The sequence below is a fragment of the Polyangium sp. y55x31 genome, assembly GCF_029946505.1.
Classification (GTDB): domain Bacteria; phylum Myxococcota_A; class Polyangia; order Polyangiales; family Polyangiaceae; genus Polyangium.
Genome location: NZ_JARZHG010000001.1, coordinates 303,769 through 328,636, shown reverse-complemented (window position 1 = coordinate 328,636; position 24,868 = coordinate 303,769). Strand labels below are relative to the sequence as shown.

20 protein-coding genes are annotated in these 24,868 nt (G+C 68.2%); 7 read left to right on the top strand and 13 right to left on the bottom strand.

Translation table 11 applies throughout. From position 1 onward, the window contains the following. Positions 1 to 100: 100 nt before the first annotated feature. Both QHF84_RS00965 and QHF84_RS00960 read left to right on the top strand, forming a co-directional pair. Positions 101 to 583 (top strand): hypothetical protein, encoded by a 483-nt coding sequence (locus tag QHF84_RS00965; protein ID WP_281311219.1) that lies wholly within the window; start codon positions 101 to 103, stop codon positions 581 to 583. A gap of 44 nt (positions 584 to 627) precedes the next feature. Continuing rightward, positions 628 to 1,320 carry a DUF4215 domain-containing protein gene (locus QHF84_RS00960; protein ID WP_281311218.1) on the top strand — a complete coding sequence of 231 codons (693 nt, stop codon included), beginning with the start codon at positions 628 to 630 and terminating at the stop codon, positions 1,318 to 1,320. A 44-nt stretch (positions 1,321 to 1,364) separates the two neighbouring features. On the opposite strand, the gene QHF84_RS00955 is transcribed toward QHF84_RS00960, so the two are convergent. Next, positions 1,365 to 2,291, bottom strand: coding sequence for an SDR family oxidoreductase (locus tag QHF84_RS00955; RefSeq protein WP_281311217.1), 927 nt, complete (start codon positions 2,289 to 2,291; stop codon positions 1,365 to 1,367). Continuing rightward, positions 2,288 to 3,166, bottom strand: coding sequence for a lysophospholipid acyltransferase family protein (locus QHF84_RS00950; protein ID WP_281311216.1), 879 nt, complete (start codon positions 3,164 to 3,166; stop codon positions 2,288 to 2,290). Before QHF84_RS00950 ends, QHF84_RS00955 begins: the two co-directional genes overlap by 4 nt. Positions 3,167 to 3,362: 196 nt before the next feature. Between QHF84_RS00950 and QHF84_RS00945 the strand changes: the two genes are divergently transcribed. Then, entirely contained in the window at positions 3,363 to 4,907 is a 1,545-nt protein-coding gene (locus QHF84_RS00945; RefSeq protein ID WP_281311215.1) for a hypothetical protein, read from the top strand. Between the two features lie 6 nt (positions 4,908 to 4,913). On the opposite strand, the gene QHF84_RS00940 is transcribed toward QHF84_RS00945, so the two are convergent. From QHF84_RS00940 to QHF84_RS00925, 4 genes are all read right to left on the bottom strand, one after another. Continuing rightward, positions 4,914 to 5,594, bottom strand: coding sequence for a hypothetical protein (locus tag QHF84_RS00940; protein ID WP_281311214.1), 681 nt, complete (start codon positions 5,592 to 5,594; stop codon positions 4,914 to 4,916). 57 nt (positions 5,595 to 5,651) lie between these two features. After that, positions 5,652 to 6,128, bottom strand: a complete 477-nt coding sequence (locus tag QHF84_RS00935; RefSeq protein ID WP_281311213.1) for a hypothetical protein — start codon at positions 6,126 to 6,128, stop codon at positions 5,652 to 5,654. Between the two features lie 78 nt (positions 6,129 to 6,206). Next, a complete protein-coding gene (locus QHF84_RS00930; RefSeq protein WP_281311212.1) occupies positions 6,207 to 7,310 on the bottom strand; it encodes a 3-oxoacyl-[acyl-carrier-protein] synthase III C-terminal domain-containing protein in 1,104 nt (367 codons plus the stop codon). After that, complete coding sequence (locus tag QHF84_RS00925) at positions 7,307 to 8,971, bottom strand: thiamine pyrophosphate-dependent enzyme (protein WP_281311211.1); 1,665 nt, start codon at positions 8,969 to 8,971, stop codon at positions 7,307 to 7,309. Before QHF84_RS00925 ends, QHF84_RS00930 begins: the two co-directional genes overlap by 4 nt. A 344-nt stretch (positions 8,972 to 9,315) precedes the next feature. On the opposite strand from QHF84_RS00925, the gene QHF84_RS00920 reads away from it, so the two are divergent. Then, positions 9,316 to 9,738, top strand: coding sequence for a DoxX family protein (locus QHF84_RS00920; protein WP_281311210.1), 423 nt, complete (start codon positions 9,316 to 9,318; stop codon positions 9,736 to 9,738). Here the strand turns inward: QHF84_RS00920 and QHF84_RS00915 are convergent. Continuing rightward, complete coding sequence (locus QHF84_RS00915) at positions 9,709 to 10,992, bottom strand: DUF418 domain-containing protein (RefSeq protein WP_281311209.1); 1,284 nt, start codon at positions 10,990 to 10,992, stop codon at positions 9,709 to 9,711. The two genes, QHF84_RS00920 and QHF84_RS00915, sit on opposite strands and share 30 nt — an antisense overlap. 80 nt (positions 10,993 to 11,072) lie before the next feature. Here QHF84_RS00915 and QHF84_RS00910 point away from each other — a divergent pair, with 80 nt between their 5' ends. Beyond that, complete coding sequence (locus QHF84_RS00910; RefSeq protein WP_281311208.1) at positions 11,073 to 13,784, top strand: DUF2961 domain-containing protein; 2,712 nt, start codon at positions 11,073 to 11,075, stop codon at positions 13,782 to 13,784. 9 nt (positions 13,785 to 13,793) lie between these two features. Here QHF84_RS00910 and QHF84_RS00905 read toward each other — a convergent pair whose 3' ends face one another. The 6 genes from QHF84_RS00905 to QHF84_RS00880 all read right to left on the bottom strand — a co-directional run bounded on the left by QHF84_RS00905 (position 13,794) and on the right by QHF84_RS00880 (position 21,705). Further along, positions 13,794 to 14,579, bottom strand: a complete 786-nt coding sequence (locus QHF84_RS00905) for a hypothetical protein (protein WP_281311207.1) — start codon at positions 14,577 to 14,579, stop codon at positions 13,794 to 13,796. Continuing rightward, on the bottom strand, positions 14,576 to 15,487 hold the full coding sequence (locus QHF84_RS00900) for a pirin family protein (protein WP_281311206.1): 912 nt from the start codon (positions 15,485 to 15,487) through the stop codon (positions 14,576 to 14,578). Before QHF84_RS00900 ends, QHF84_RS00905 begins: the two co-directional genes overlap by 4 nt. Further along, a complete protein-coding gene (locus QHF84_RS00895) occupies positions 15,487 to 16,986 on the bottom strand; it encodes a GAF domain-containing sensor histidine kinase (protein ID WP_281311205.1) in 1,500 nt (499 codons plus the stop codon). The genes QHF84_RS00900 and QHF84_RS00895 overlap by 1 nt, the downstream gene beginning before the upstream one ends. 198 nt (positions 16,987 to 17,184) lie before the next feature. Further along, complete coding sequence (locus tag QHF84_RS00890; RefSeq protein ID WP_281311204.1) at positions 17,185 to 19,137, bottom strand: LodA/GoxA family CTQ-dependent oxidase; 1,953 nt, start codon at positions 19,135 to 19,137, stop codon at positions 17,185 to 17,187. Positions 19,138 to 19,198: 61 nt separating this feature from the next. Then, on the bottom strand, positions 19,199 to 19,774 hold the full coding sequence (locus tag QHF84_RS00885; protein WP_281311203.1) for a hypothetical protein: 576 nt from the start codon (positions 19,772 to 19,774) through the stop codon (positions 19,199 to 19,201). Then, positions 19,771 to 21,705 carry an acyl-CoA dehydrogenase family protein gene (locus tag QHF84_RS00880; RefSeq protein ID WP_281311202.1) on the bottom strand — a complete coding sequence of 645 codons (1,935 nt, stop codon included), beginning with the start codon at positions 21,703 to 21,705 and terminating at the stop codon, positions 19,771 to 19,773. The genes QHF84_RS00885 and QHF84_RS00880 overlap by 4 nt, the downstream gene beginning before the upstream one ends. Positions 21,706 to 21,830: 125 nt before the next feature. On the opposite strand from QHF84_RS00880, the gene QHF84_RS00875 reads away from it, so the two are divergent. Together QHF84_RS00875 and QHF84_RS00870 are read left to right on the top strand one after the other, a co-directional pair. Continuing rightward, complete coding sequence (locus QHF84_RS00875) at positions 21,831 to 23,159, top strand: peptidylglycine alpha-amidating monooxygenase (protein ID WP_281311201.1); 1,329 nt, start codon at positions 21,831 to 21,833, stop codon at positions 23,157 to 23,159. 17 nt (positions 23,160 to 23,176) lie between these two features. Further along, a complete protein-coding gene (locus tag QHF84_RS00870; protein ID WP_281311200.1) occupies positions 23,177 to 24,868 on the top strand; it encodes a carboxylesterase family protein in 1,692 nt (563 codons plus the stop codon).

Below are 24,868 nucleotides of genomic sequence, written 5' to 3'. Positions count from 1 at the left end.
CTAGAGATTGGCCTTCATGGGGGGAACGATGCATTCTCGTGAGAACGCGAGGGGTTTGGGGCGCAGCTCGGCTCGTCCGAGCGTAGCCCCGAGCGTTGAAATGGGTTTGGGGCGCGTGGTCGTGCGGGGCATTCTATCGCTCCTCGTCCTCGCGGGCGGGCTCTGCCATTCGACGAACGGGCTCTGCCGTGAGCCCTGGGAGGTCTCGGTGCCGCCGCCCATCACGCCCGACAGGAGCCCCGAGGAGGTCGTCGAGGGCGGCGTCGCGGCGACCGTGCTCTTCGCTTCGTTCGGCATTGGGCTCGGCGCCGCGGCGGCGACGCTCGACGCGGAGAGCGAGCGGCTCCGGGCCGAGCCCTGCCGGACCTGCCCCGGCGGTTTCAATGACATGCAGCGCGACATGGCGTTCCTCGCGAACGCCTCGATCCTGTCGTTCATTGGCGCCGGCGTCGCGGGCTTCGGGACGGCCCTTTATGCCATCAACGTCGAAGACGACGTGCAGACCGCGAAGGGGAAGGCGCCCGGGGTTCAGGCGGTGGTGCGTTACCAGGGCGGGCTCCTCGGCGTTCAGGTTCTCTTCTGACCGAGGCGTACATCCGGTTCTGACTTTTTTGGGGGTGGGTCGTCATGGCGCGTAAACACGTTGGACGGGATTTCTTGTGGATCGTGGCTTGTGCACTTTCCGGCTACGGGTGCATGGTCGAGGGCGAATACCTCGAGGATCTCGTGCCGTCCGGGCCCGACCTGGGCGTGAGCGCGCTCGAGTCGCGCTGCGGGGACGGCGTCCGCCAGGGCAAGGAAGCGTGCGACGACGGCAATACGGCGCCGGGCGACGGCTGCGACACGGCGTGCGAGGTCGAGCTCTGCTGGTCCTGCAAGGAGGCGCTCCCGGGCGCGCGCAGCAAGTGCGGACCGCAATGTAATGCGGCGGCGGGGGAGTCCTGCGTGCTGGGCACGTGCGTGAGCTGCAGCGACGGCCTCCGCAACGGCGACGAGACCGACGTCGACTGCGGCGGCTCCTGTGGTCCGTGCACCCAGGGCCTCGGTTGCGGGAAGGAAGGCGATTGCGCGACCGGCTTCTGCTCGGGCGGCGTGTGCTGCAACGAGGTCTGCGGCGCCGCGTGTGTCCGCTGCGACCTACAGGGCTCCGTGGGCATTTGCGCCTACGTCCCGGAGAACGAGACCCACGAGGATCGCACGTGCGGCGGCGGCATCTCCGTCTGCGACGGCAAGGGCGCCTGCAAGAACATCGCCGGTCAGGCGTGCACGAAGGGCATCGAATGCCTGGGCGGCAAGTGCCTGGGCGGCGTTTGTCAGTGAAAGGTTTCCCCGCGGGGCGCTCGCGACGATGATTCCACAGGCTGCTATCCCCGCACGGGGAATGCGTTCCGAAATTCTTCCATCGCCCGGACCTCGTCCACCTGGTGGACGAACCCCGTGGCCGCGCGGAACGCCTCGCTGTCGACGACGACGGGATACATGATGTGCGCGAGCGCGCCCGGCGGCAGGCGAGGCAAACCGAACCGGCCGAGCGCGGCGCGGAAGGCGAATTCGGGGAGCGGAATGGGCGTCCGCCCCGTCCCGCGAACGACCACGGAGAGCGGCACCGGCTGCGGCCCGGCGACGTTGTAGACGCCCTGCACCCGCTTCTCCAGCGCGAGGCAGATCGCCGTCGTGACGTCCTCCTCGTGCATGAAATGGAAGAGCGGATCGAAGCCGAGCACCATCGGCACGTGCCGCCCGCGCAGGAACGTGGCCAGCGTCCCGTGCCCCGTGGGCCCGAGCGTGTACACCATGCGGAGGACCGTCGTGACCATGTTCGGCAGCCGCCAGAGCGCCGTGCACGCATAGAGATCGGCCGCGACGAGGTCGGAGAGCTCCGGGAAGGTCGTCACCGCCATCGGCGGATCCTCTTCCTTGTGATAGAGCGGCGAATCGGCGGCCGCGCCGTAATAGGTGTGCCTTCCGACGAAGATTGCGTGCTCGACGCCCCAGTCGCGGCAATGCTCGAAGACGGCGCGCGTGCCGCCGAGGTTGATCTTGTAACGCTCGGCCGTCTTCTCGACGAGGTGCGTCACCGTGGCCATGTGAATGACCGCCTGGGGCCGCCGCTTGCGGAAGACGTCCTCGGCCGCGCGCTTGCGGATGTCCACGTTGTGGAGCTCGATTCCGGGCGGCGCGTCGGGCCATGGCCGGCGATCGATTCCGATGACCTCGTGCCCCTGCTCGAGCAGGCGGCGCGCGACGCGCTGACCGAGCACGCCCCCGATACCGGGAATGAGAACCCTCATCGCTGCTCCTCCTTCGTGCCGCCCGTTTCACCTTCGATTCGGGCCTCGTCCTCCGCCCCGCGCGACCACGCGAGCGCCTTGCGTCGCCGCTCCCTGCCCACCTCGATGAGGCCGGCGATCCGCTGCTTCACTTGCTCCACGTACCCCTCGATGACCTCGTCCTCCTCGGTCCCCGTCCCTTCGAACCTCATGGGCGCGGAATACGTGAGCTCGAGCCGCACCGGCGCCGGGAGCGCGACGCCCCAGGGCGTGATCGGGATGTAGGGAGCGCCGAGGAGTTTTCCGAGGGCATACGAATTCGCGATCGTGGGAATGGCCTCTCCGCCGCCGACGAACCCGAAGGGAATGATGGGCGTCCCGGTCTTCATGGCGAGGCGCATGAAGCCCGATCCGAAATGGACGAGCGTGTTGCGCTCGGGATAAAGCTTCGCCGTGCCACGGGCGCCCTCGGGGAAGATCATGAGCAGGCGCTCGTCGTGCAAGAGGTGCTCGGCCGTCTCGACCAGACCGGTGAGCTGCCCGCCGCGCGTGGCCAGGAGCCCCATGAAAGGCGTTTGGGCCATGAACTTTTCGGCCATGCCCTGGGCGAGCCGAGGGGGCTCGAGCTCGAAGAAGCAGGACGTGATCACCATGGCGCCGTCGATCGCGATCCCGCCCGAGTGGTTGCCCACGAGCATGGCGCGGCCGCGGACGGGGACGTGCTCCATGCCCTCGACGCCGACGGTGAAGTAATGGCGGTAGAAGAACCGAAGGAGCGTGAACAGCCGAGCGAGGTGCTTCTTCGAGGCGCCGTAGGGATCGACGCCGTAGGCGTTGAAGGGGAGCTCGAGGCGGTCGACGCGGGCGGCGATCTCCGGATCGATGAGCAGGGACACAGGTTTCTCCAGACGGAGGGGGCGAGGGAGAATAGGCGGAAGGGGAGGCACGACGCAAGGGGAGATCACGCACGGCGATGTGGGGCAGCGCGCCTGACTCTATCGGTTGGCTGTTTCGACGGCTCTTCGGGTGCCTCCTTCGATTTCTGCTCGTGATAGACTCGCTCGATCGGACCCAAGGCAAAGGAGGCCTACAATGAAGGAGTTCATGAAGCTCAAGGCGGCCCGGTGGGAGCGCATCCTTTCGCACCCGTTCTTCGATTGGCTGCATTCCGACGCGGTGCCGCTCGAGGAGAAGGTCCTGATCGCGCCCATCATGACCGTGTTCGTGATGAACTTTCGCGACGCGAGCCGGTATTTCATCCGCTTCCAGAAGCCCAGGAACCGCTTCGAGGAGGCGTTGAACGGCGGCACGCGCGAGGACGAGACCCACTCGCGGCTCTTCCTCGAGGACTGGAGCAAGATGAAGCTCGACGAGCGCCTCGGCTTTCGCGCGAGCGACATGCTCTGGTGGCTCTTCCTCTCGAAGGAGAACGAGCGATTCCGTTATTTCGTCCTCGAGTTCGGCCGGCTCGACGTCGAGGACGCGGGGGATCCGCTCGTCCGTTTCGCGCACTCCGAGGCCGGCGAGGCCGCGGGGAACGCGTTTTTCTACCACATGGCGAAGGTGACGAGCGAGATCGAGGCGAAGACAGGGCTCCGGTACATCTACTTCGGCAATCATCACCTCGACCGGGAGCCGGGGTTCGTCTGGGGATCCAAGGGCGTCTTCGACGACGAGGTTTTCGACGAGCGGCAGCGCCCGCTGGCGATGCGATTGGCGAACCGCATGTTCGACCTCTTCGAAGAGGTCCACGATTGCTTCCTGGAATACGGGCGCACGTACATGGAGCCGCGTGTGCTCCCGAAAAGGCGGCGCGAGGAGGCCGCCGTGCCTCGCGCGCAAACCGAGCCGCGGGAGCGGCCTTCGTACGAGGTCGAGCTCGAAGGGCCCATGGCGCTTTATCACGAAGACGTCCTTCGGGTCATCGAGGAGCGGAAGGCGCAGGCGGCGCGGCATCCTTTTTATGCATGGCTGCGCGACGAGGCGAGCGTCTCCGCGCGCGAAAAGCTCATGCGCTTCCTCCCGCTCTGGGTGCCCGACATCATGGGCTACCGCGACATCAACCGATACGCGGTCCGTTTTCCCGAACCGAGCACGCCGAAGGAGCGGCGCATCAATGAATGGTGCGACGACCTGGAGACGCACAGCGCGCTCTTCCTGCACGACTGGCAGGCGCTCGGGATGGATGAGGTCCTCGGCTGGAAGGCGAAGGACACGCTGAAGTTCCTGTTCCTCGATCCGCAGGTCGAGACGCACCGGAAAAACCTCGCGACGTTCGCGAAGCTCGCCATGGGCCACCGCGATCCGGCGATGCTGTTCTGGTTCGTCGCGGCGCTCGAGGCGAGCGGGCACGCGTTCTTCGAGAACGTGAAAAAGCTCGCGGAGGTGGTGGAGAAGGAGCGGGGAATCCGGCTCGATTATCTCTGCGACCGGCACGACGTGGCGCATGCGGCGGGCGGCGAGCGGCTCCCGCGCCAGGCCTTCATCACGAGCGAGCGTATCACCACGGGCGAGCGCGACGTGGCCATTGGCATGGTCGAGACGATCTTCGACGCGCTGGAGGAGCAGCTCACGATCTCGCTCGAGGCCGCGCGCTCGAACAAGCTCGGCATTCCGAGCGAGCGCGGCGCGGTTTAGCTTTCGTCATGCCCTCGGGCCGAGCACCTTCACGATTTCGGGAGGGAACTGGCGCTCGGGGGCATTGTCTTCCTCCCGGAATGGCGGCAGGGTCGGGTCTCGTTTGCAGGCGGCGAGATATGCCCGCTTCGAGACCTGCTTCCCGTTCACCCAGTACTTCGGATATCCTCGCCGCAGCCTCTCTTTCCGGTTCCACTGGCGCTCGATGCCGTGCAGAAGGCCTTTCCGGAAATGGCTCTCCTCGTAGACACGGCGCTCATCCTCCTCGATCCACCATTCGAACCCCTCCCGATGCCCGTCGCGGAGGTAGCGCGCCTCCGAGAGGTGCCGCGTGCCGTCGCTGCGTAGCTGCCACCAGAGATCGATTCCGGTCCCGCGGACCATCTTGTAGGTCCCGACGAGCTTCCCGTTGATCCATTGCCTGGCGGTCCCGTGCGGCAGACCATCCACGTGCGGCTCCGCGAACGTGAGAACACCGGGCTCGTACCAATCGTACTCGGTCCCGTGCGTTTTTCCTCGCCGGAGGGGTTTTTCCGAGCATGGCTCGCCCGTCTCGAAGAAATGGCGCTCGCCGACCACCTCGTCGCCGACGAGATACTCGGCCCGCTGCTTCGCCCCGTTCGGGTGCCACGTGAGCACACGCTCGATCGCGGTCTTCGGAATGAACGAACGGTACCGAGCTGCCATGGCCTCCCGCTACCCACCCCGCACCGGTGCGTCAACGGCCTGGCGCAATCGCCTCGTTCAGCCCTTCGCTGCTGCGGCTTTCATGGCCTTGACGTCCGCGAGGATCACCTGCGCCTCTTCCTCGCTGAGGAACTTCGCCTTGCGCGCCACCCACAGAATGCCCTCCTCCGTGGTCGACGCGATCGTCCACGGAAAGATCACGCGCGTGAGCGACTGCAGCGTCTTCACGGTCGCGCGGATCGCGCCGGCCTTGAGGCCCTGGCCCTCGATGATGAACGCGTGCGCGAGGATGTGCTTCTCGAGCGCGCGCGTCGCCTGCCCGAGCGCGTTCGCCGCGGCGCGCTCGGGGGCGCCGTGGTCGGCGCTGGTGATCACGACGAAGATGCTCCCGCCCGGATGCGCCGACATGATTTTCGAGCCGCGCTCGTTCACCTGCACGGCCGCCTGCAGCGTCGGCGCTTGCTTCCACAACACGACGAGCACGGGTGGACGCCACCCCATGGCCACGGCAGGTTGGTCGTAGACGATCTCCACGACTCGGACGCTAGCAGGAGAATCGTCCGCGGAAAAGCGCCGCGTAGAAGGCGTGTCCGGGGGCACCGCCGGCGAACGTCACAAAACCTCGACGGGCAGACCCGGCGCGGGGCCGAGCGCCACGTCTCCCCAGCGAACGATGGCCGAGCCGGAGCTCGACGCGCTGCCCACGGTGTGGAGCAAAACGAGATCCCCGCGCCGGATGGGCAGCTCGGCCGCCGCCGTGTACAGGTTCACGGGCATCAGCGCAGGGCCGCAGTTCGCGTACCGCGGGAACGTGTCGATGGTGCGCGCCCGATCGAAATCGAGGACACGCGCGCAAAAGGAGGCATACCACGCGGTCGGGGTGTTCACGACGAGCCAGTCGATGTCCGACATCCGGAGCCCCGCCTTCTGCAGGGCCATGTCCGCCGTCTTTCGCAGATACGGCTCGGAGACCTGGCGCAGGACCTTGCTCGCGCTCCGATCCGAGCGGAGCCGCACCACCTGCTTCTTGCGGTGCGGATCGTCGACGACGTCGAGCAAGAAAGCCTTGCACGTCTCGGCGCTGTGCAGCATCGCCGAGGCGACGAGCCCTTCATCCGCGGGCACCTCCGAGACCACGAACGCCCCGGCCCCGTCGCCGGAGAACCACGACATCGTATCGTGCTCCTCCACGGATCGTGAATACGTGCACGAGACGACGCCGAGCACGTTCCGATATTGCCCGGCGCGTACGAGCGCACACGCGGTCTCGAAGACGGCGAACGCCCCCGAACACGCGGTCTCCAAATTCCACGCCGCCGACGTGAGCCCGAGCTCGCCGGCGAGGAACGTGGCATGGCCGATCCCCATCCCGTCGTGAAAAAGCGAGCACGCGATGACGAGATCCACCTCCGAGCGCGCGAGCTCGGCCGCCTCCAGGGCCATCGCCGCGGCGCGCGTCTCGAGCTGGATCGCGTTTTCGTGCGGCAGGAGCACGCGCCGCTCCTTGGCGCCGCGGAACGGGTCGTCGAGGTATTTCGCCATTTCGGCATCGAATGCGTCCGGCGCCTCGCGCGGCTCCTCGGGCGCCGCCCAGACGTTTCGTTTTTCCACGGTCGCGCCGAGCATCTCGGGGTGGTGGCGGCGCCAGTAATCGTTCGTCTTCATGCCACCGGGGAACGTGATGGCGAGCGATCGCATCCCTGCGGAGGTAGTCATGGGGAAAAGCTCTCCTTGGCGGTTTGCGCCTCCAGGCTTCGAACACGGCTCGTGATGGGCGGTCGTTCCTCCGGATCCACCCGGACGTCCACCACGAAGGGTTTTCCCGCCGCGAGCGCCTCCCCCAGCGCCGCTTCGAGCTCCTCCTCTCGCTCGACCCTCGCGCCGAGCGCCCCGAGTCCCCTTGCTACGAGCGAAAAATCCGTATCGGGCAGCGTGGTCTCCACCGGATCGTACCCGGACGCACGCATGCCGTGTTCGACGATGCCGTATTGACGATCGTTCAACACCACCCAGACCGCCGGAATCCCGTACCGCACGGCCGTGCTGACCTCTTCCAGCATGAGCATCGACCCGTCGCCGACGAGCGCCACGGCCGCCTTGCCCCGCGCGCGCGCGGCCCCGAGCACGCCCGTCGTCGCGTGGCCCATCGATCCGAAATGAAGCCCCGATCGATATCGCCCCGGCTCCTGGAACCGGAGCACGTGGTTGCCCCACACGAATGCGCTGCCCGCCTCCGTGAGCACGGCCGCGTCGGACGATTCGACCACGACGCGCTGCACCGCCTCGAAAAGGAAACGCGGCCGGACGGCCCCTTCCGTGAGCGGAGCGAGCGGCGCCGTCCGCGGCAATGGCGGCAGGGCGGGCGTCGCTCCCGCATGCGCCGGCAGTCGCGGCAAGATCGCCGAAAGAAACGCGCCGATCTCGGCCTGCACGCCGACCGTCGCGGCTGAAGGATACGCCGCGCCGAAGACCGCCGGATTGACGTCCACATGAACGAAACCGCCCGGCGGCACGAGGTCCTGCCGCCAGAACGACGTGCATTCCCAGAGGCGCGTGCCGAGGACGAGCGTGCGCCGGATGCCCGCCGCCTGAAGGCTCGACGCGACCCGCGCGTGGCTCCCGACGCCCGTGGTCCCGACGAAGAGCGGGTGATCCTCGGGAAAAATGCCCTTCGCGCGCGGCGAGCACATCACGAGCATCGAGCGCCGCTCGGCGAGCGCGCGGACCCGCGAAACGGCCTTCCTCGCGCCGAAGCCCACCCAGAGCGCGCAAGGCTCTTCCGTGAGGATCTTCGTCACGGCATCGAGCGCCTCGGCGGAGGGCGCCGGGCCGGGCAACGCTTCCGTATCGGTCAGGGCCGGGCCTTCGAAGATCGCCTCTTGCACGCTCAGCGGCAAATGGATGTGCGCGACGAACCCCTCCACGGCCCGCGCCCCGACGGCCAGCCTTCGGAGGATCACCGGCAACTGGGAAGGATGCTCCAGGGTCGTCGCGTAGTGGAAGAGGGGGCCATCGGAGAGCAGGCCCGCGGGCAAGGTCCTCGCGGTCGTCTCCTGCGCGGCCCCGCGATCACGCTGCGAGGCTGAGGTCCCGCCGGAGACGAGCACGACCTTCGCGCCCTCGATGCGCGCGGCGGCGAGCCCCGTGATCGCATTCGTGATCCCGGGGCCGGCCGTCGCGAAGACCACGGTCGGGCGCTCCAGGGCGAGGCTGTCTTCGAGCGCCGCGAACGCCGCGCCGGACTCGTGGCGGCAGTGCAGGACGCGCACCCGGCTCCGCGCGAGCGCGTGGCAGAACGGGACGATGGAGCCGCCGCCGAGCCCGTAGGCGACCTCCACACCGAGGCGCGCGAGGAACGCGGCCAGGACCTCGGACACGGACGCGCGGGGCGCCCCGGGTCCGACGGGAGGGAGAGGTCGAGGTGCGTGGTTCATGAGGGATGCTCGGACGGGCAATCATACGCCTGGCTCAGGTACGGCTCAAACTTGCTCGACGGTCGTCAGCGGCTCCACGCGCGCGAGGTGAGCCGGGATGCCCGCCTGCACGACATCCAAACCGCCCTCCTCTCGATCGGTGGAGTTTGCCGAATCGGCGCGCGTAAAAAATCTTTCGGGGGACCGATGAGTTTTTCGGGGTCGGCTGGTCCATGGGGTGTACGAGCGGCGCGGGGCACCGGGCCGCCGAACCCGAAACGGAAAGCCGAACCCGAGGAGGAACGACGATGGTGACGAGTGTTTTTGCGTCCGAGCGCCCCATGGAACCCGTGTCGACGAAGACGGCCTGGACGGGGCGAATCCTGAGCGGCCTCGCGGTGGCGTTCCTGCTCTTCGACGTCGCCATCAAGCTGATGGCGCCGCCGGAGGTGCTCTCGGCGCACGAAACGCTCGGCTTTCCCCCGGAGCTGGCGCGCAGCCTCGGGACGCTCCTGCTCGCGTGCGTCGTGACCTACGTGATTCCGCGGACGTCGTTTCTCGGGGCGGTATTGCTCACGGGGTATCTCGGCGGCGCCGTCGCGACGCACGTGCGGGTCGGCAATCCGCTCTTCAGCCACGTCCTGTTTCCGGTGTACGTCGCCGCATTCATCTGGGGCGGGCTTTTCTTGCGGGATACGCGTCTACGCGAGCTGTTCTTGCCGCGCCGGTAACCGGAGCGGCTGCATTCGACCGTAGGCCATCGAGCGCCACACCCACTCCATGGGCCCGAAGCGGAAGCGCGCGAGCCACGCGTGCGCGAAGATCACCTGCAGCGTGAAAATGCCGAGCGTGATCGGGAGCGCCCACCAGGCGTGGATCACGCGGCTCGCGAGCCCGAGCCCCCAGCCATAAAAGACGAACGTGCTCGCGAGGCTCTGGCCGAGGTAGGTCGAGAGCGGCATCCGGCCGACGGGCGCGAGGATCCGGAGGACGCGACGGAACGAGGGCCGCTGCATCAAGAGGACCACCGCGGCCGCGTATCCGGCCGCGAGCAGCATGACCCCGATCTCCGTCGGAAGGACGAGCGCGAGCCCGGCCCACTCCGGAATCACGACGCCCTTGCGCATGAGGATCTGGCGCACGGGCGGGATCGCGGAGCCGAGAAGGCCGAAGCCGAGGCCAAAGCCGAGGAGCTTGCGGAAGAACGGGAGGCGCGCCTCGGCATCTTGAAATATCCGCGCCTTGCCGGCCCAGGCGCCGAGCAGAAATCGCCCGAGGAGCCACAGGAAGTACCAGAACGAGATGAAGCCCACGTGATAGATGGCCTGCTTCACGTGCATCACGGTGAGCAATCGGCGATCGCTCCCCGTGATGGCCGCGTAAACCTGCGCCCGGAACGCCGGGAAGTCGGGCGGCGCGGGGACATACGAATGGAGGGCCTCGAAGACCGCGGGAATCGAGGAGACGAAACTCGGTACGAGCGTGAAGACGAGCCCCCATGCGAGGAGCCTCGGGCCCCGCACGCGGCGGAAGAAAAGGAGGCCGAAGCCGGCGATCGCATACCCCCACAGGACATCGCCCCACCAGAGAAGGAGCACGTGCGAGACGCCGATGAGCGCCATCGCGGCCATCCTGCGGACATGCAGCGGCACCACGCTGCGCCCGAGCGCCTCGGAGCGCTCGAGCTGCACGGCGAAGCCCAACCCGAACAGCATGGTCAGGAGCCCCATCGCCTTTCCGTCGACGAAGAGCCCGAGCAGAAAGAGGAACACCTTGTCGGCGGTGTCGGCCCGCGGGACGACCACGTCGCGCGGCAAAAACGCGAGGCCGCTGAACCACGGCACGGTGTTCGCGAGGAGCACGCCGTAAAGCGCGAAGCCGCGTAACACGTCGAGGACCTCGACACGCTCCGCGGGGGCGGCGGGCGCGAGCTCCGTGGAATTCGTTTTCGTCGGTTCGGCTTCCCCCTGACCGGTCTCCGTCATCGGCGCAGCATACACGTTCGTGTCTCGGGCGAGCAAGGCGCCCGGCACCATTCCAGCGGGGATCACATTAGGTTTGCCGCATGCCCCTCCAGAGCCTCCTCGGCGCGGCCCTTGCAATCGCCCCGCATGCGGTTTCCTGGCCCATCTCCCCGGTCCTCTCCGAGCTCCTCACCTTTCATCCGGGGTGGATCACGAGGAGCATGACCACGCACGATCCCGCGGGGGGCAACGACGATGGATTTCGCGCGGGCGTGGCCGTCGAAGGGGAATATCGAGTCCTTTTTCATGCGCGCGGGGAGGGAAGGATCACCCGGATCTGGATCACGGCGCCCCGCAAGGAGCTCGAAAAAGACGGCCAGGAGCTCTGGATCGAGGTCGATGGTCAAACCGCATTTCGGGGAGACCCCCGTGATTTCTTCGAGGGACGTGGCCCCTACGAGGCCCCGCTCGTCCTCGGCGTCGACGCGAGCTCCGGCGCATACACGAGTTATGTGCCGTTCGCGTATTCCCGCGAGGCCAAGGTGCGGTATCGCGGCGTCCCTCTTTATCATCAGATCACCTATCGCGAGGGGCCCGGATCCGCGGCCGGCCCGGATGCCGAGACGCTCTCCCGATTTCTGAGCGAGGACTGGACGGAAAACCCGCCGGCCTTGGGCCCGGGAACCACGCTCGGACCCGGGGCGAACCGCATTCTCGCCACGGGCCCGACCACGATCTCCCGGCTCTTCGTCGAGCTCCCGGCCGCGCGCCTCGGGGATCTCCGGGTGCGCATCGGGGAGCAGCCCCCGGTGCCCGCGTCCTTCTTTTTTGGCCTGGCCGGCAAGAGGGACGCGGTCGACGAAGGGTGGGTCACGTTCCGGAGCGCGCTCCACGCCGCGTGGAAATCGGGCGTCGTCGGTCGGGTCGCGACGCGTTTGCCCATTCCGCTCGGCGAGGGCGAAGCGCTCACGATCGAAGCGGCGTCCGAGGATCCGATCGAGGACATCAAGGTCGCCGCCGATTTCGCGGAGGCCCGCCCCGGCGTGCGGCTCGCCGCGCAATACCGCGATCAGGCGGCGCCAGGGCGTGAGACCACCATGACCATGTTCGAGAGCGACGAACCCCTCCAGTTCGTGGCGCTCCTGGAGAACCTCGACGAGGGAAATCGCGGCGACCGGCAGTATCTGGAGGGCGACGAGATGATCCGGACCGACGGGATGCGTTCCCCGGCGCAGCACGGGACCGGCACCGAGGACTACTACAATGGCGGCTGGTATTTCCTCGGGGCCCACGCGAATCCGCTGAGCGGCCAGCTCCGGCTGCTCGTCACGGATCCCGAGGACGAGTGGAAACACGCGAAGTTCGAGCATTCCCTCTACCGCCTGCACGTGCCCGACCCCATCGTGAGCCGCTCCGGCATGCGCTTCGGCTTCGAGGTGGGCCCCACGGGCGCCTACACGCCGCTGCGCGTGCGTTCCCTCGGGCTCGCGTACGTGTTCTCCGGGATGCGCGTGCTCGGGGAGCAGGTGGCGTCGATCCGATCCCCGCGTCTCGGTCGTTCGGCCGTCGACGCCGAGCGTGAAACTCCCATCTGGACGTTCCCGGTGCGGGAGCGCCGCGGCGTGACGAAAATCCTCCTGCGTTGCCCGTCCGAAGACGCCCGCGCGCTCCTGCTCGTCCGCGCATACACGCAATCCCGCGGCCCGCAGGAAGCGCGCGTGCGGCTCGATGGAAAAGACGTCGGCGGATTCTTCGAATCCCAACAGAATTCAAACCGCGCGTTCGCCGAGGACGCGCTCTGGATCGAGCTTCCTCCCGGGACATGCGCGGCCGGCAAGGCGTCCGCCCTGGAGATCGACGGGACGGGATCCCCCGAACGTTTCAGCGAGAGCAGCTACCGCTTGCAGTATTTCACGGGATCCGGATTGCCCACGCTCTCGCAGGGAAAGCCGGTGAAAATTCTGGATACCGGGTCCTTGCCCGAGGGCCGCCATTACGTCAACGACCACTCCTTGATCGAGCTCGCCGATGGGCGATGGTTGCTCACGGGCATCTTTCACGAAGAACCCTACCAGGGCCTCGACGAGCGCGCGTTCGTCCACGCGCTCGGAGACGGCCCCGGGCCCACGCGCTGGTACGAGGCCACCTCGCCGAGTTTTTCGATTTCACCCCAGCGCTTCACGCTCCGCGCGGAGGGCGGCGAGCCCTGGATCTGGGCGCCCCACCTCGCCCGCGATCACGACGGAAGCATGATCATGATGTACCACGTGGGCGCGCGCGACATGGACCGCACGGGATTCCGCATCGCGCGCTCCACCGACGGGATGAGCTTCACGCGCGCCGGAGGGACGCTCTTCGAGGACATCTGCGTCGCCCGTGATCCCATGCTCGTTCGATTCGCGAATCTCTGGGTCGTCTATTACACGCGCTGCGCGTCCAGGGAGCACCGCGCGAGCGGCGTCGCGTATCGAACGTCGCTCGACCTCGCGACGTGGAGCGAGCCGAAGATGGCCTTGACGCTCGGGCCCGACACGATCCGGCACGACAGCGGTCATACCGAGTCGCCGTTCGTGTTCGAACGAAACGGCTGGTTTTACCTGACGGTGACGAGTTACCCGACGGCCTGGGACGCGACGTTCGTGTATCGCTCGCGCTCGCCGTTCTCGTTCCCGAGCGAGCCCATCGCGCGCCTCTCCGCGCACGCGGCCGAGTGGATCGCCGAGGGAGGTGATTTCAACACAGGCCGCTTGTTCTTCACGCACGCAGGAGCGGGGCAGGGGGGCGTCTTCCTGCAGGAGCTCTTCGGCCTCTGAGCGAGCGCCTCAATTCCGGACGAGCCGTCTGCGGACCACGAATCCGGCGCCCACGACGAAATGCATGAGCACGAACGCGCCGGCGCTCGCGGCGAGCCCCGCGAGCAGCTCCTTCGACGGCAGCTCCTGCCGCACGATCACGAACCCGAGCCCCGTGAGCGCCATCCCCCCGAGGGCGGAGAGCCAGGGAACACGCGCGGGCGCATCGCTGTACGGGTCGTTGCCGACGATGTCGAGCCCGTCCCGCTCCCCGAGCGCCTGCGCGAAGCGGAGCGAGGCGACCTCGAGCCGCACCCGCCCCGCCGCCTTCCGCAGCCGCGCGGAAGGCTCGTGATTGTCGCAATGGGGTATGTCGAGCGAAACACCCGCCACGGCAAACCCCTGCGTCCGCGTCGACGGCGCGCCGCAGGTGCAGCAGATCGCCGGCAGCTCGCCCGGCGATCCCCGCAAGAGCACGCCGAACGAAGGCGCGTCGCTCGCCCGATCCGGAGGCGTGAGCACGAGGCGCCCGCGCTCCACTTCGACGAACCGCTTGCAATGGCCGCACGAGTGCCCCACGCAATCGATCTTCTGCGACAAACCCTGCACGGTCCCGCCGCACCCCGGGCACGCCGCGACGTACGAATACATGAACGCGGCGACGATCAAGAAGACGACCCCGAGGACGAGCAGCACCGTGACCGTCCAGGTGAGCCACGAGGGAAACAGGATCGCCGGCAGAAACGCGACCCCGAGGCGCACCGAGGCCCAGGCGAGATCGTACGTGAGGCTCCTCGGGGAGCGTCGCAGGTTCATTCGGGCAGCGGGATGAACTCGACGTCGTCGCCCGGGATCTTCGGGAAACGTTGCTCGCGCCAGTCGGCCTTCGCTCGTTCGAGGCGCTCCTTGGAGCTCGAAACGAAGTTCCAGAAGATGAACCGCTCCCCTTCGATCTTCGCGCCGCCGACGAGCATCACGTTCGTCGCCTCGTTCGCCCGGATGCTCACCTCGGCGCCCGGGTGGAGCACGATCATCGCGCCTTCCGAGAACGTCTTGCCGCCGCACGTGATGCTGCCGTCGACCACGTACACGGCGCGCTCCTCGTGCTCGTCGGTCACGGGCAAAGTCGCGCCCGCTTCGAGCTCCGCGTGCACATACAGCGTCGGCGAGAGGACGCCCGTCGGGGACGTCGCGCCGTACGCCGTCCCCGCGATCACGTGCAGGATCGCGCCGGGCCGCTTCACGATCGGGATCGTGCTCCGCGGGTGATGCTCGAAGCGCGGCTCGATCTCCTCGTCCTTTTGCGGCAGCGCGACCCACGTCTGGATCCCGTGCATCCGTCCGCCGCTCGCCTTCACCTCGGGCGACGTGCGCTCCGAGTGCACCACGCCGCGCCCCGCGACCATCCAGTTCACGTCCCCCGGCCGGATCGGCTGCTCGGAGCCGAGGCTGTCACGATGCACGAACACGCCTTCGAGCAGATACGTGATCGTCGCGAGCGCGATGTGCGGATGCGGCCGCACCCCGATCCCTTCGCCCGGCGCGAAATCGACGGGGCCCATGTGATCGAAGAAGATGAACGGCCCGACGAGGCGTCGCATCATCGACGGCAAGACCCGCCGCACCACGAAGCCCCCGAGATCTCGCGGGCGCCCTTCGATCACGAGATCGATCCCGCCGTCTCCACCCTTGCACTCCGGATCCGCGTCGAGATGGCGGCTCATCAGGTTCTCCTCGGTACGTGTTCCACGGCGGCAGCATACCTCGGCGAACCTTCGCTGCGATAGTCGCCCGTCTTCGACTCGCCATCGTGGCAGGTGTCGCGCGCCTCCGCGGGAAGGGGAAGCGTGACCGTGAACGTCGCCCCGTGATCACTGCCCGCGCTCTCGGCCGTCACGGTGCCGCCGTGCATCTCCACGAGGTGGCGCACGATGGCGAGGCCGAGCCCGAGCCCACCCTGCGGCCGCGAGGCCGAGCTGTCCGCTTGACGGAAACGATCGAACACGTACGGGAGAAACGCGGCGCTGATCCCCTTTCCGGTGTCGCGCACGATGATGTAGACGAGCCCCTCGTCGCGCTTGATCTCCACCTCGACGCGGCCGCCGCGCGGCGTGAACTTGATGGCGTTCGCGAGCAGGTTCCAGAGGATCTGCCGCAGCCGATCCGGATCGCCGAACACCGGGATGGCCGGGTTTTCGGGCGTGACGTGGAGCTCGATGCCCTTCGCCCGCGCCGCCGGGCGGACCACGTCGATCACCGCGCGGACGACGTCCCCGAGATCCGTGAGCCGCTGCGAGAGGCCGAGCTTGCCGGTGATGATGCGCGAGACGTCGAGCAGATCGTCGATGATCCGCATCTGCGCGCGGACGTTCCTGTCGATCGCGGCGAGCGCGCGGGCGCGCGTCTCCGCGTTGCACTCGCGCGTCGCGAGGACCTGCGTCCAGCCCATGATCGCCGTGATCGGCGTGCGCAGCTCGTGCGAGACCAGGCTCAAGAACTCGTCCTTCAGCCGGTTCGCCTTCTCGGCTTGCCCTCGCGCCTCCTCGGCCTGCGCGCGCGCCTCCTCGGCCTGCCGGTGCGCTTCCTCGGCTTGCCGGCGCGCGTCCTGCGAGGCTCTGTAGAGCCGCGCGTTGTCGATCGCGGCGGCCGCTTGCCCGGCGATCCCGGCGACGAGCCGCTCGTCCCGCTCCGTGAACACACCCGGCTCGGCGTGCCCGAAAAACAGGGCCCCGAGAGGCTTCCCGCAGCGCGACACCACGGGGACCGCGAGGTAGCTCCGGATCGGCGGATGGCCCTCCGGCAACCCGTGGTACGGCGGGTCCTTCCCGTAGCGAGGATCCGCGTGCACATCGTCGAGGCGGACCGTCCGCTCGCCCCGCAACGTCGGTCCGAACAGCGAGGTGCTGTGGGGCAGGGGGACGCGCTCGAAGGTCTCGCGCGCGGCGCCCGAGAACGTGTAGAGCGTCAAGGTCTGGCCGGCCTCGTTCTGGGCTGCATAGAAGAACGCGCCGAACTGCGCATCCGTCAGCGCGGTCGCCTCGTCCGTCAGCTTTTGCACGAGCTTGTCGAGATCGAGCTCGGCCGCGAGCGCGGCGCCGATGCGCTGGAGTGTCTCGTTGATCCGGATCTCCTCGCGTAGCTCCCGCTCGGCGCGCCGCTTTCGGCTATCGGAGAAATACGCGTCCAGGACCACGCCCGCGAGGCTCCTCGCGAGGTGGCGCATCGGTCGCACCCGCCGGCCCGGCGGGCACATGGTCCTCCCCATGGACGTGCATTCCCCTGTGTACGGAATCGCCGATCGCTCGGTTCATCCCTCTCGTATCCCGCGTTCGGGTGACGAACGTAATGCGATCCCCGGCGAACGCACATGGCCCGCGCCGTGCGTCCGCCGGACGCACGGGCGGGGCCGGGGCAGGGAAGCTCAGGGGATCTTCGCCGCGCGTTCCGTCTCGATTTGCGTCTTGTCCGGCTGCCGTACGACGAAGCCGAACTTGTACCAGTTGTCGACCATGTCCTCGTGCTGGACCTTCTTTTTCCCGGACTTGAACTTGTGGGTGGCCCGGGCCCAGTCCTCGCGCGTGGTGGATCCGGGCGTCGTGATGACGTGGTCCGGCCGTATCGACGGCCACCAGCCCTTCTGGCCCTCGGCCGCGCAATCCGTGAAATCGGCGTGCCAGGGCAGGGCCATCTGCCGCGAGAAGTGCCCCGGCCCGATGGGCTCCTCCTCGCCCCAGTAACCACTCGTCGCCTGGAGATCGAGCCGGAAGGGCTCGATGAACAGCGCGGCATTGCGGATCTGCCAGCCGACCTCGATGCCCGGGAAAAACGCGCCGCCCGAGGCGGCCTCGAGCTGGGCGCGATCGAGGCCGTGCGCCGTGATCCCCTCGGGCGGGACCGCGACCGGGCCGGGGACGAACTGGCCGTTCGCCCAGTTGCGCAGGAGCCCGAACTGGGTCCGCGTGACCGTCAGCCATTGCTCGTACTTGGGCGCCTGGTTGTTGTACGGGTCGTCGCCGAGCAAGAACGGCATGGTCCCCTTTCCCTTGGCGTTCGGCGCCCCGTTCGGCTCGCGCATGGCCCCGAAGAGCTCCTTGCGCATCGGCGCGTATTGGGGGCTGGGATCCCCCACGTTCGGCCCGAAGAGGGCCGAATGCGACGAGTCGCCCGCCGACTCGATGACCCAGCGGTAGCCGCCCCCGCGCGAGAAGATGGACCGGATCTCGGTCGTGAAATCCGGCAAGAAATTAGGGAACTCCACCGGGCCTTCGGGCTGGTAATCGGCCGCGAGCTGTCGCATCCGGGCGAGGGGGCCACCCGGATCGTAGAGCGCGTTGTCGAGCGGGATGGGCAGCTCGCGCACGGCCATGTCGTAGAGGATGTCGTAGAGCGTGACTGCGCTCGTCACGTGCGGCGCGAAATCGGGCGGGCCGACGAGCACCCACGCTCCGCCGGCCGCGTCGACCGGGATCTCCCGCACATCACCATTGTTATCCTCGATGGTCACCACGGCCGTCACCGGGCCGTCGGAGATGTCGTCGAACCAGCCGTCGTTGTTCGCGTACGAGGGCATCGGCGGGGGCTCGGCGGTGTTGTAGCGGGCGCGGCCCTTGCCGCCGAGCACGATGAGCCGCCCCTCGGCGTCGGTGCGGAGCTGGCCGAGGTACTTGATGACGGGCTCGCCGTTCACGTCGAGCGGGCACGACTCCTGGGTGGGATCGGCGCTCGTCCCCGCGCGGAATTTGACGGGCCCCTCAGAGGAGCCGCTGATCGTGCGCGGGCCGAAGTCGATTTCGAGCGAGCGTCGATCCGCGACCGAAGCATTCCGCAGCGGCCCGGGCGGACCCTTCTCGCCGGCCATACCGTAGAACTTGTGGAACGACGCCTTCTTATTGGCGAGGTGCGCGGTCCAGGTGATATTGAGCACGCCGGGCGTGGCGAGCGTGACCTCGCGGATCGGCGTGAGCGTGCCGTTGATCCAGCGATACTCGAAAATGCGGAACCGGGCGGCTTGGGGTTTGATCTTGCCGTCGACCTTGTAGGGCGCCACGGCGGTGCCCGGCGCGTCGCCGAGCGGCGGCTGGCCCGGGATCTCGGGGCCGATGAAGAAGGTGTCCGGAGGGGCGTTGCCGACGCGGGCGATCCCGATGGCCGGGTGAATCCGGAAGACCGGCTCGTCGGCGGGACCCACGAGGGCGAGGGCGTCACGCCCGACGAGGGCCGCGGCCGCGGCGATGCCGCCGGCGAGGAAGTTGCGCCGGCTCGTCGGGCCCGCGGCGAGCGCGGCCTCGTCGAGGGGAGGGAAGGCGCCTTCGGTGGGCGCTGCATTCGGAGATTGGTCGAGGAGCGAAGGTGTTTCGAGGCTAGGGGCGACCATTCTCTGGACGCTACCGATTGTCCAGGATCACGTCAATCCCGGAGCACCGGGAGGACGCACGTCACCGGCCGGCCTTCACGTCCCCTTTGACATTGTGTGTCAAATCCCAGCCGAGCCAGGCGTCCTCGAACGCGGGATCCACGAACCACTGTTTTTTTTCACCCGGCGTGTCGTCCTCGATCACGACCCAGTCGTGGTCCCGGAGCCCCGGCAGCGGAACGACCTTCTCGAACACCTCGGCTTGCGCGCTGTGCACCACGTACGCCCGCGCGGAGAGCTTCGAGCGCGCCGCGGCCATGTCGAAGATCCGCGCGAAGAGGTGCGCGTACTCGATGCAGTTGCCCTCGCGCTCCTCGGCGCCGAACGAGAGCCGCGTCGGGTGCCCGAGGCCGAAATGCAGACGCGCGCCGGTCAGGCGCAGCGAGAGCTCGAGCGCTTCCTCCACCGTGGCGAGCCGCGCCTCGCGCAGCTTGAATTCGATCGCGGCTTCGAGTGGTTTGTCGAGCGTCGCGGAGGACGCGCGTGTCGTGTGCGGGCCGGAGAGGCCCACGTTCGCCCGGGTGAGCGCGATGGCGAAGAGCGTGAGCCCGACGATCGCGAGCAGGGCGAGGACGAACACGCGCGCCTTTTTTTTCATCCCGCGGCCTTCGCCGACGCGGCCGGGGTTGCCTCGTCCGACCCGGAAAGCGAGGCGAGCAGGCGATCTCCGGTCGTCGTGATGGCGTCCGCGAGGTGCCGCGCGCGGATCTCGGCGCGCTCGAGGTGCCGCGCGAGGACCTCGCGCCTCTCGGGGTGCTTCATCGCTTGCTCGAACAGCAATTCGCCGATCGCCTCGTCGGCGAGCAGGCGCGTGAGCCGCTCGGCGTGCAGCATCGCATACGAAAAATCGCGCTTGGGGTCCCAGCTCCCGAGGAGCTTCGCCGACCAGGACCGGGCGGGCGAACGTAATGCGTCGCCGAGTTTGTCGCCGGCGGTCCGCATGACGAGGTGCTGCTGCGCGGCGTGCGAGAGCACCTGGATCCGCGCGAGCTTGCGCTCCAGCGGATCCCGCGCCGATACGCTCCTGAGCCGCGCCTCGGCGCCGCGGCGCAGGAAGGCGGCCGGGCGCTTCAGGATGCCGGAGAGCGCGTCCTTCATCGCCATGAGGGATTGGATCTGGCTCGTGCCCTCGTAGATGGGCATCACGGTCGCGTCGCGCAGGAGCTTCTCCGCGCCGTAATCCTTCGTGTACCCCACGCCGCCGTGAATCTGGACCGCCCGCCGCGCCATCTCCACGGACTTCTCCGCCCCGAGATATTTTACGAGGGGGGTCACGCGCCGCGCCTCGCGCTTGTGTCGTTTGATCTCGCGCTCCAGCCGGGCGCGCTCGATCTCCGGGAGCGATCCGAATTGAAGGCGCAGGGATTTCTTCTGCGAGAGCTCCTCGTGCACTGCGCCGTGCATGGCGAGCGCGCGGACTCCTTGAATGTCCGTGCGCATCTCGTCGAGGTAATCGGCGATCATCTCGTGCTGCTCGATGGGTTTGCCCATGGATCGCCGCTCGGCCGCATACCCGCGCGCGAGCGAGAGCGCCGCCTCGCACAGGCCGAGCGTCTCGAAGCCCACGCCGATGCGGGCATTGTTCATCATCGTGAGCATGTACTGAAAACCATCGCCGCGTTTTCCGATGAGGTGCGCGGGGGCGCGGTCGAACGAGAGCGCCGCGGTCACGGACGCGTGATGGCCGAGTTTTTCCTCGACACGATCGATCGTCACGATCCGCCGTCGCGTGCCGTCCGGCAGGTCCTCGTACGTCGGGACGAGGAACATGGACAGGCCCCCGAGGCCCGCGAACGGATCGGACTCGTCTTTCGGCTCCTCGGTCCGCGCAATGACGAAATGGTATTTGCCGTGGCCCGAGGTGATGAAGATCTTTTGTCCCGTGACGAACCAGTTCCCGGCGGCGTCCTGTTCGGCGCGTGTGCGGAGCCGGGCCATGTCGCTGCCCGCGTCGGGCTCGGTGATGTCCATGCAGCCCCAGGCCTCGCCGCGGACGATCTCGTCGATGTACGAGCGGAAGCGCGTCCGGAGGATCCGCCCCGTCTCCGGATCGATCTCGCTCGTGCCCTCCCGCATCGAGAACATCAGCATGGCGAGCGCGATGCCGCCGTGAAAACCGTGGTGCGCCATCACCGAGACGTCGGCGCGGCCGAGCACCTCCGTGCCGATGAAATACAGCATCGCCGGCGCGTTCGAGCCGCCGAGCTCGCGCGGGAGGCACAGGCCGTGGAGCTCCATGCTGCGGATCTTCTCGAAGATCGACGCGAGCCGCGGCGGAAACGAGGCCTCGCCGTCCCGGAAGATCACGCCTTCGCGATCGAGCTCTGCCGCGTGCGGCGCGATCTCCTCGGCGGCGAACGTGCCGAGCATGTCGAGGATGTCGCGGTAGAGATCGAGGGCTTCGCCGAGGTTCTGCGGGCCGCCTTCGCTCCGGAAGTCGTGCTCGGTGGCGCGCGTGATGGGCTCCCAGTCGATCCAGCGCTCGACGTAGAAGCGTAGATCCTCGTTGTCTCGATAGAAGTTCGCCATCGCCCTCGCACCCTTCACCCGGCGCCTCGCCCGGGCGGCCGGATGATACACCGGCCGGATCTGCCTGCGCACTTTACGTTCGGGCCGCCTTCGGTGTCTGATGGGGCGCAAGAACGGAGCACCTCATGACGAACACACGATTGCGAGCCGGCGTGGTCCTGATTCCGATCCTGCTCTGGGCCTGCGGCGGCGGCGGCGCGGCGACGACGGGCGGTGGCGGCAACGGCGCGGGCGGCAGCGGCGGCGGCAACGGCGGGATGGGCGGCGGGGCGGAGCTGCCTTGCGACGTGGCCGAGGTCGTGGCCGAAAATTGCCAGATCTGCCACTCGGCCCCGCCCAAGTACGGGGCGCCGATGGCCCTCGTGACGGCGGCCGATTTCCACGCGGGCGCGCAGAGTGATCCTTCGCGGAAGGTCTACGAGCTCGTGGGCGAGCGGACCCACGACGCGATGCGGCCCATGCCGCCGAAAGGCCTGCTCGACGCGGGCTCGCAGGACGTGCTCGACGCGTGGATCGCCGCCGGCGCGCCCGGGGCCTCGGCCGATTCGTGCTCGGGCACGGGCGGCGCGGGTGGAGGCGGCGGATCGGGGCTCGATTGCACGCCCGACGTCCTGCTCCGGCCGAAGACCGCGTGGACGATGCCGAAGCTCACGGAGGACGCGTACGTATGCTTCGGCGCCGACGCCGTCGTGCAATCGAAGCGGCACATCACGACGATCGCGCCGGCCGTCGACAACGACGTCATCGTCCATCACATGCTCCTGTACGAGGTGCCGACGGCCTACGATACGACGCCGACGCCGTGTGGCGCGGGCGACTCGGGGGGCGGGCGCCTGGTGAGCGTGTGGGCGCCCGGCGCGCAGGCGCTCGTCTTGCCGGCCGCGGCGGGCCTGCCGATCGAGGGCACGGGCCATTACATGATCCAGATGCATTACTCGAACCTGACGCAGCTCGACGGCCAGAAGGATCAGAGCGGGTTCGACCTGTGCACGACGACGGACCTGCGCCCGAACGACGCGGACATCCTCGCGTTCGGCACGACGAAGATCAACATCCCGGCGCACAGCGAGCTCGACCTGAGCTGCAACCTCACGGTCCCGGCGGGCTTCCCGAAGCTCAACACCTTCGCGATCGGCCCGCACATGCACAAGCTCGGCAAGGTCATCTCGGCTGAGCACAAGCCTGTGAACGGCGCCGCCGTCGAGCTGACGCACCGCGATCCGTGGAGCTTCGACGATCAATCCTGGGACGCGGCCAACACCACCATCAGCCCCGGCGACATCATCACCACGCGTTGCTTCTGGCAAAACCCCGGCAATTCGAACGTGACCTTCGGCGAGGACACGTCGAGCGAGATGTGCTTCGTCTTCGCCGCCTACTACCCGCGGGTCCAGCTCCCGAACTGGCACTGGGGGTTGCCGGCGGTCAGCTCGGAATGCCAGGCCGCGCCCTGAGAAAGAAGGAGCCCGCGATGAAAATCGGCAAACGACGTTCGGCCTGGGCCCTCTGCGCCCCGCTCGCGGCCGCCCTCGTCGCCTGCGGCGGCGGCGAAAGCAGCAGCGGCAGCGGCGGCAGCGGTGGCGGCGGCGGCAACGGCGGCAACGGTGGCAGCGGCGGCGACTCTGCTCGTTGCGTCGTCGAGACACCCTCGGATCCTGGAATCGTCGCCACGGACAGCGGCCTCGTCCGCGGCAGCCTGGAAGGCGCGAGCTGGGTGTACCTCGGCATTCCGTACGCCGCGCCGCCCACGGGGGACCTTCGCTGGAAGCCGCCCGAGCTCGCCGCCTGCTGGGAAGGTGTGCGGGACGCGAGCGCGTTCGGCGCGAAATGCCCGCAGATCGACGAAAAGACCAAGGCGCCCACCGGCGACGAGGATTGTCTCTCCCTCAACGTCTGGGCCCCCGACGTCACGGCGGACAGCGCGCCCTTGCCGGTCCTGTTTTTCGTGCACGGCGGCGGCAACATCCAGGGCGGAAGCAGCGAGACCCTCGCCGGCGGCGCCCCGATCTACAATGGCCAGGACCTCGCCGAATCGCAGAAGGCCGTGGTCGTGACGATCAACTATCGCCTCGGCGCTCTCGGCTTCCTCGCGTTGCCCGAGCTCGCCGCGGAGTCGCCGAACAAGGCGTCGGGCAATTACGGCCTGCAGGATCAGATCGCCGCGCTGAAATGGGTCCAGAAGAACATCGCCGCGTTCGGCGGGGATCCCAAGCGGGTCCTCTTGTTCGGCGAATCCGCGGGCGCGCTCGACACGCTCACGCTCATGGCCTCGCCGCTCGCGAAAGGCCTCTTCTCCGCGGCGCTCGCCGAGAGCGGGGGCACGACGTCGACGCCGAAAGAGGACGCCGAGGCGGCGATGAGCGAGCGCGTCGCGGAATCGTCCTGCGGGAGCGCGGCGGACAAACTCGCTTGCCTGCGAGGCAAGACGGCGGCGGAGCTGCTCACGGAGCTGCCGGGCTCGATCGGGATCGGCAGCGTCTCGGTCGGCGCGGATGCCGGGAAGTACGGCCCCGTGATCGACGGGTACGTCCTGCCCAAGGCGACGCTGGCCACGTTCTCCGCGGGCGAGCACAACCACGTGCCGCTCGTGATCGGCACGAACGGCGACGAGCTCGCGAAAGGGATGGCCATCGAGGTCACCACGCCGGCGCAATACGAGGCCGTCGTCAACCAATCGTTCGGCCCGCTCGCGCCCCAGGTCCTCGCCGCGTATCCGGTCGGCGATTACCCGACGCCCCAGGACGCGCTCGTCGCGTTGTATTCGGATCTGCGCTTCAACTGCCCGAACCGGAGCATCGCGCGCGCGGTCGCGGGGAGCCAGAGCGAGCCCGTCTACCGGTACTTCTTCACGCAACGGGCAAAGACGGCGCAAGGCGAGAGCCCGGCGGCCCACGCGATCGAGCTGCTCTACGTCTTCCACACGCTGACCGACATCCCGCTCTTCACGCCCGCGGCCGAGGACGTCGCGCTCTCCGACGCGATGATGGGCTACTGGGGGCGGTTCGGCGCGACGGGTGATCCGAACGGCAGCGGCGCCGCGCCGTGGCCGCAATACGACGCGCAGAAGGACACGCACATCGTGCTCGACACGCCCATTTCGAGCGGTGAGGGCGTACGCAAAGCCCAGTGCGACGCCTGGGAGCAGATCGTCTCCGCCCCCTGA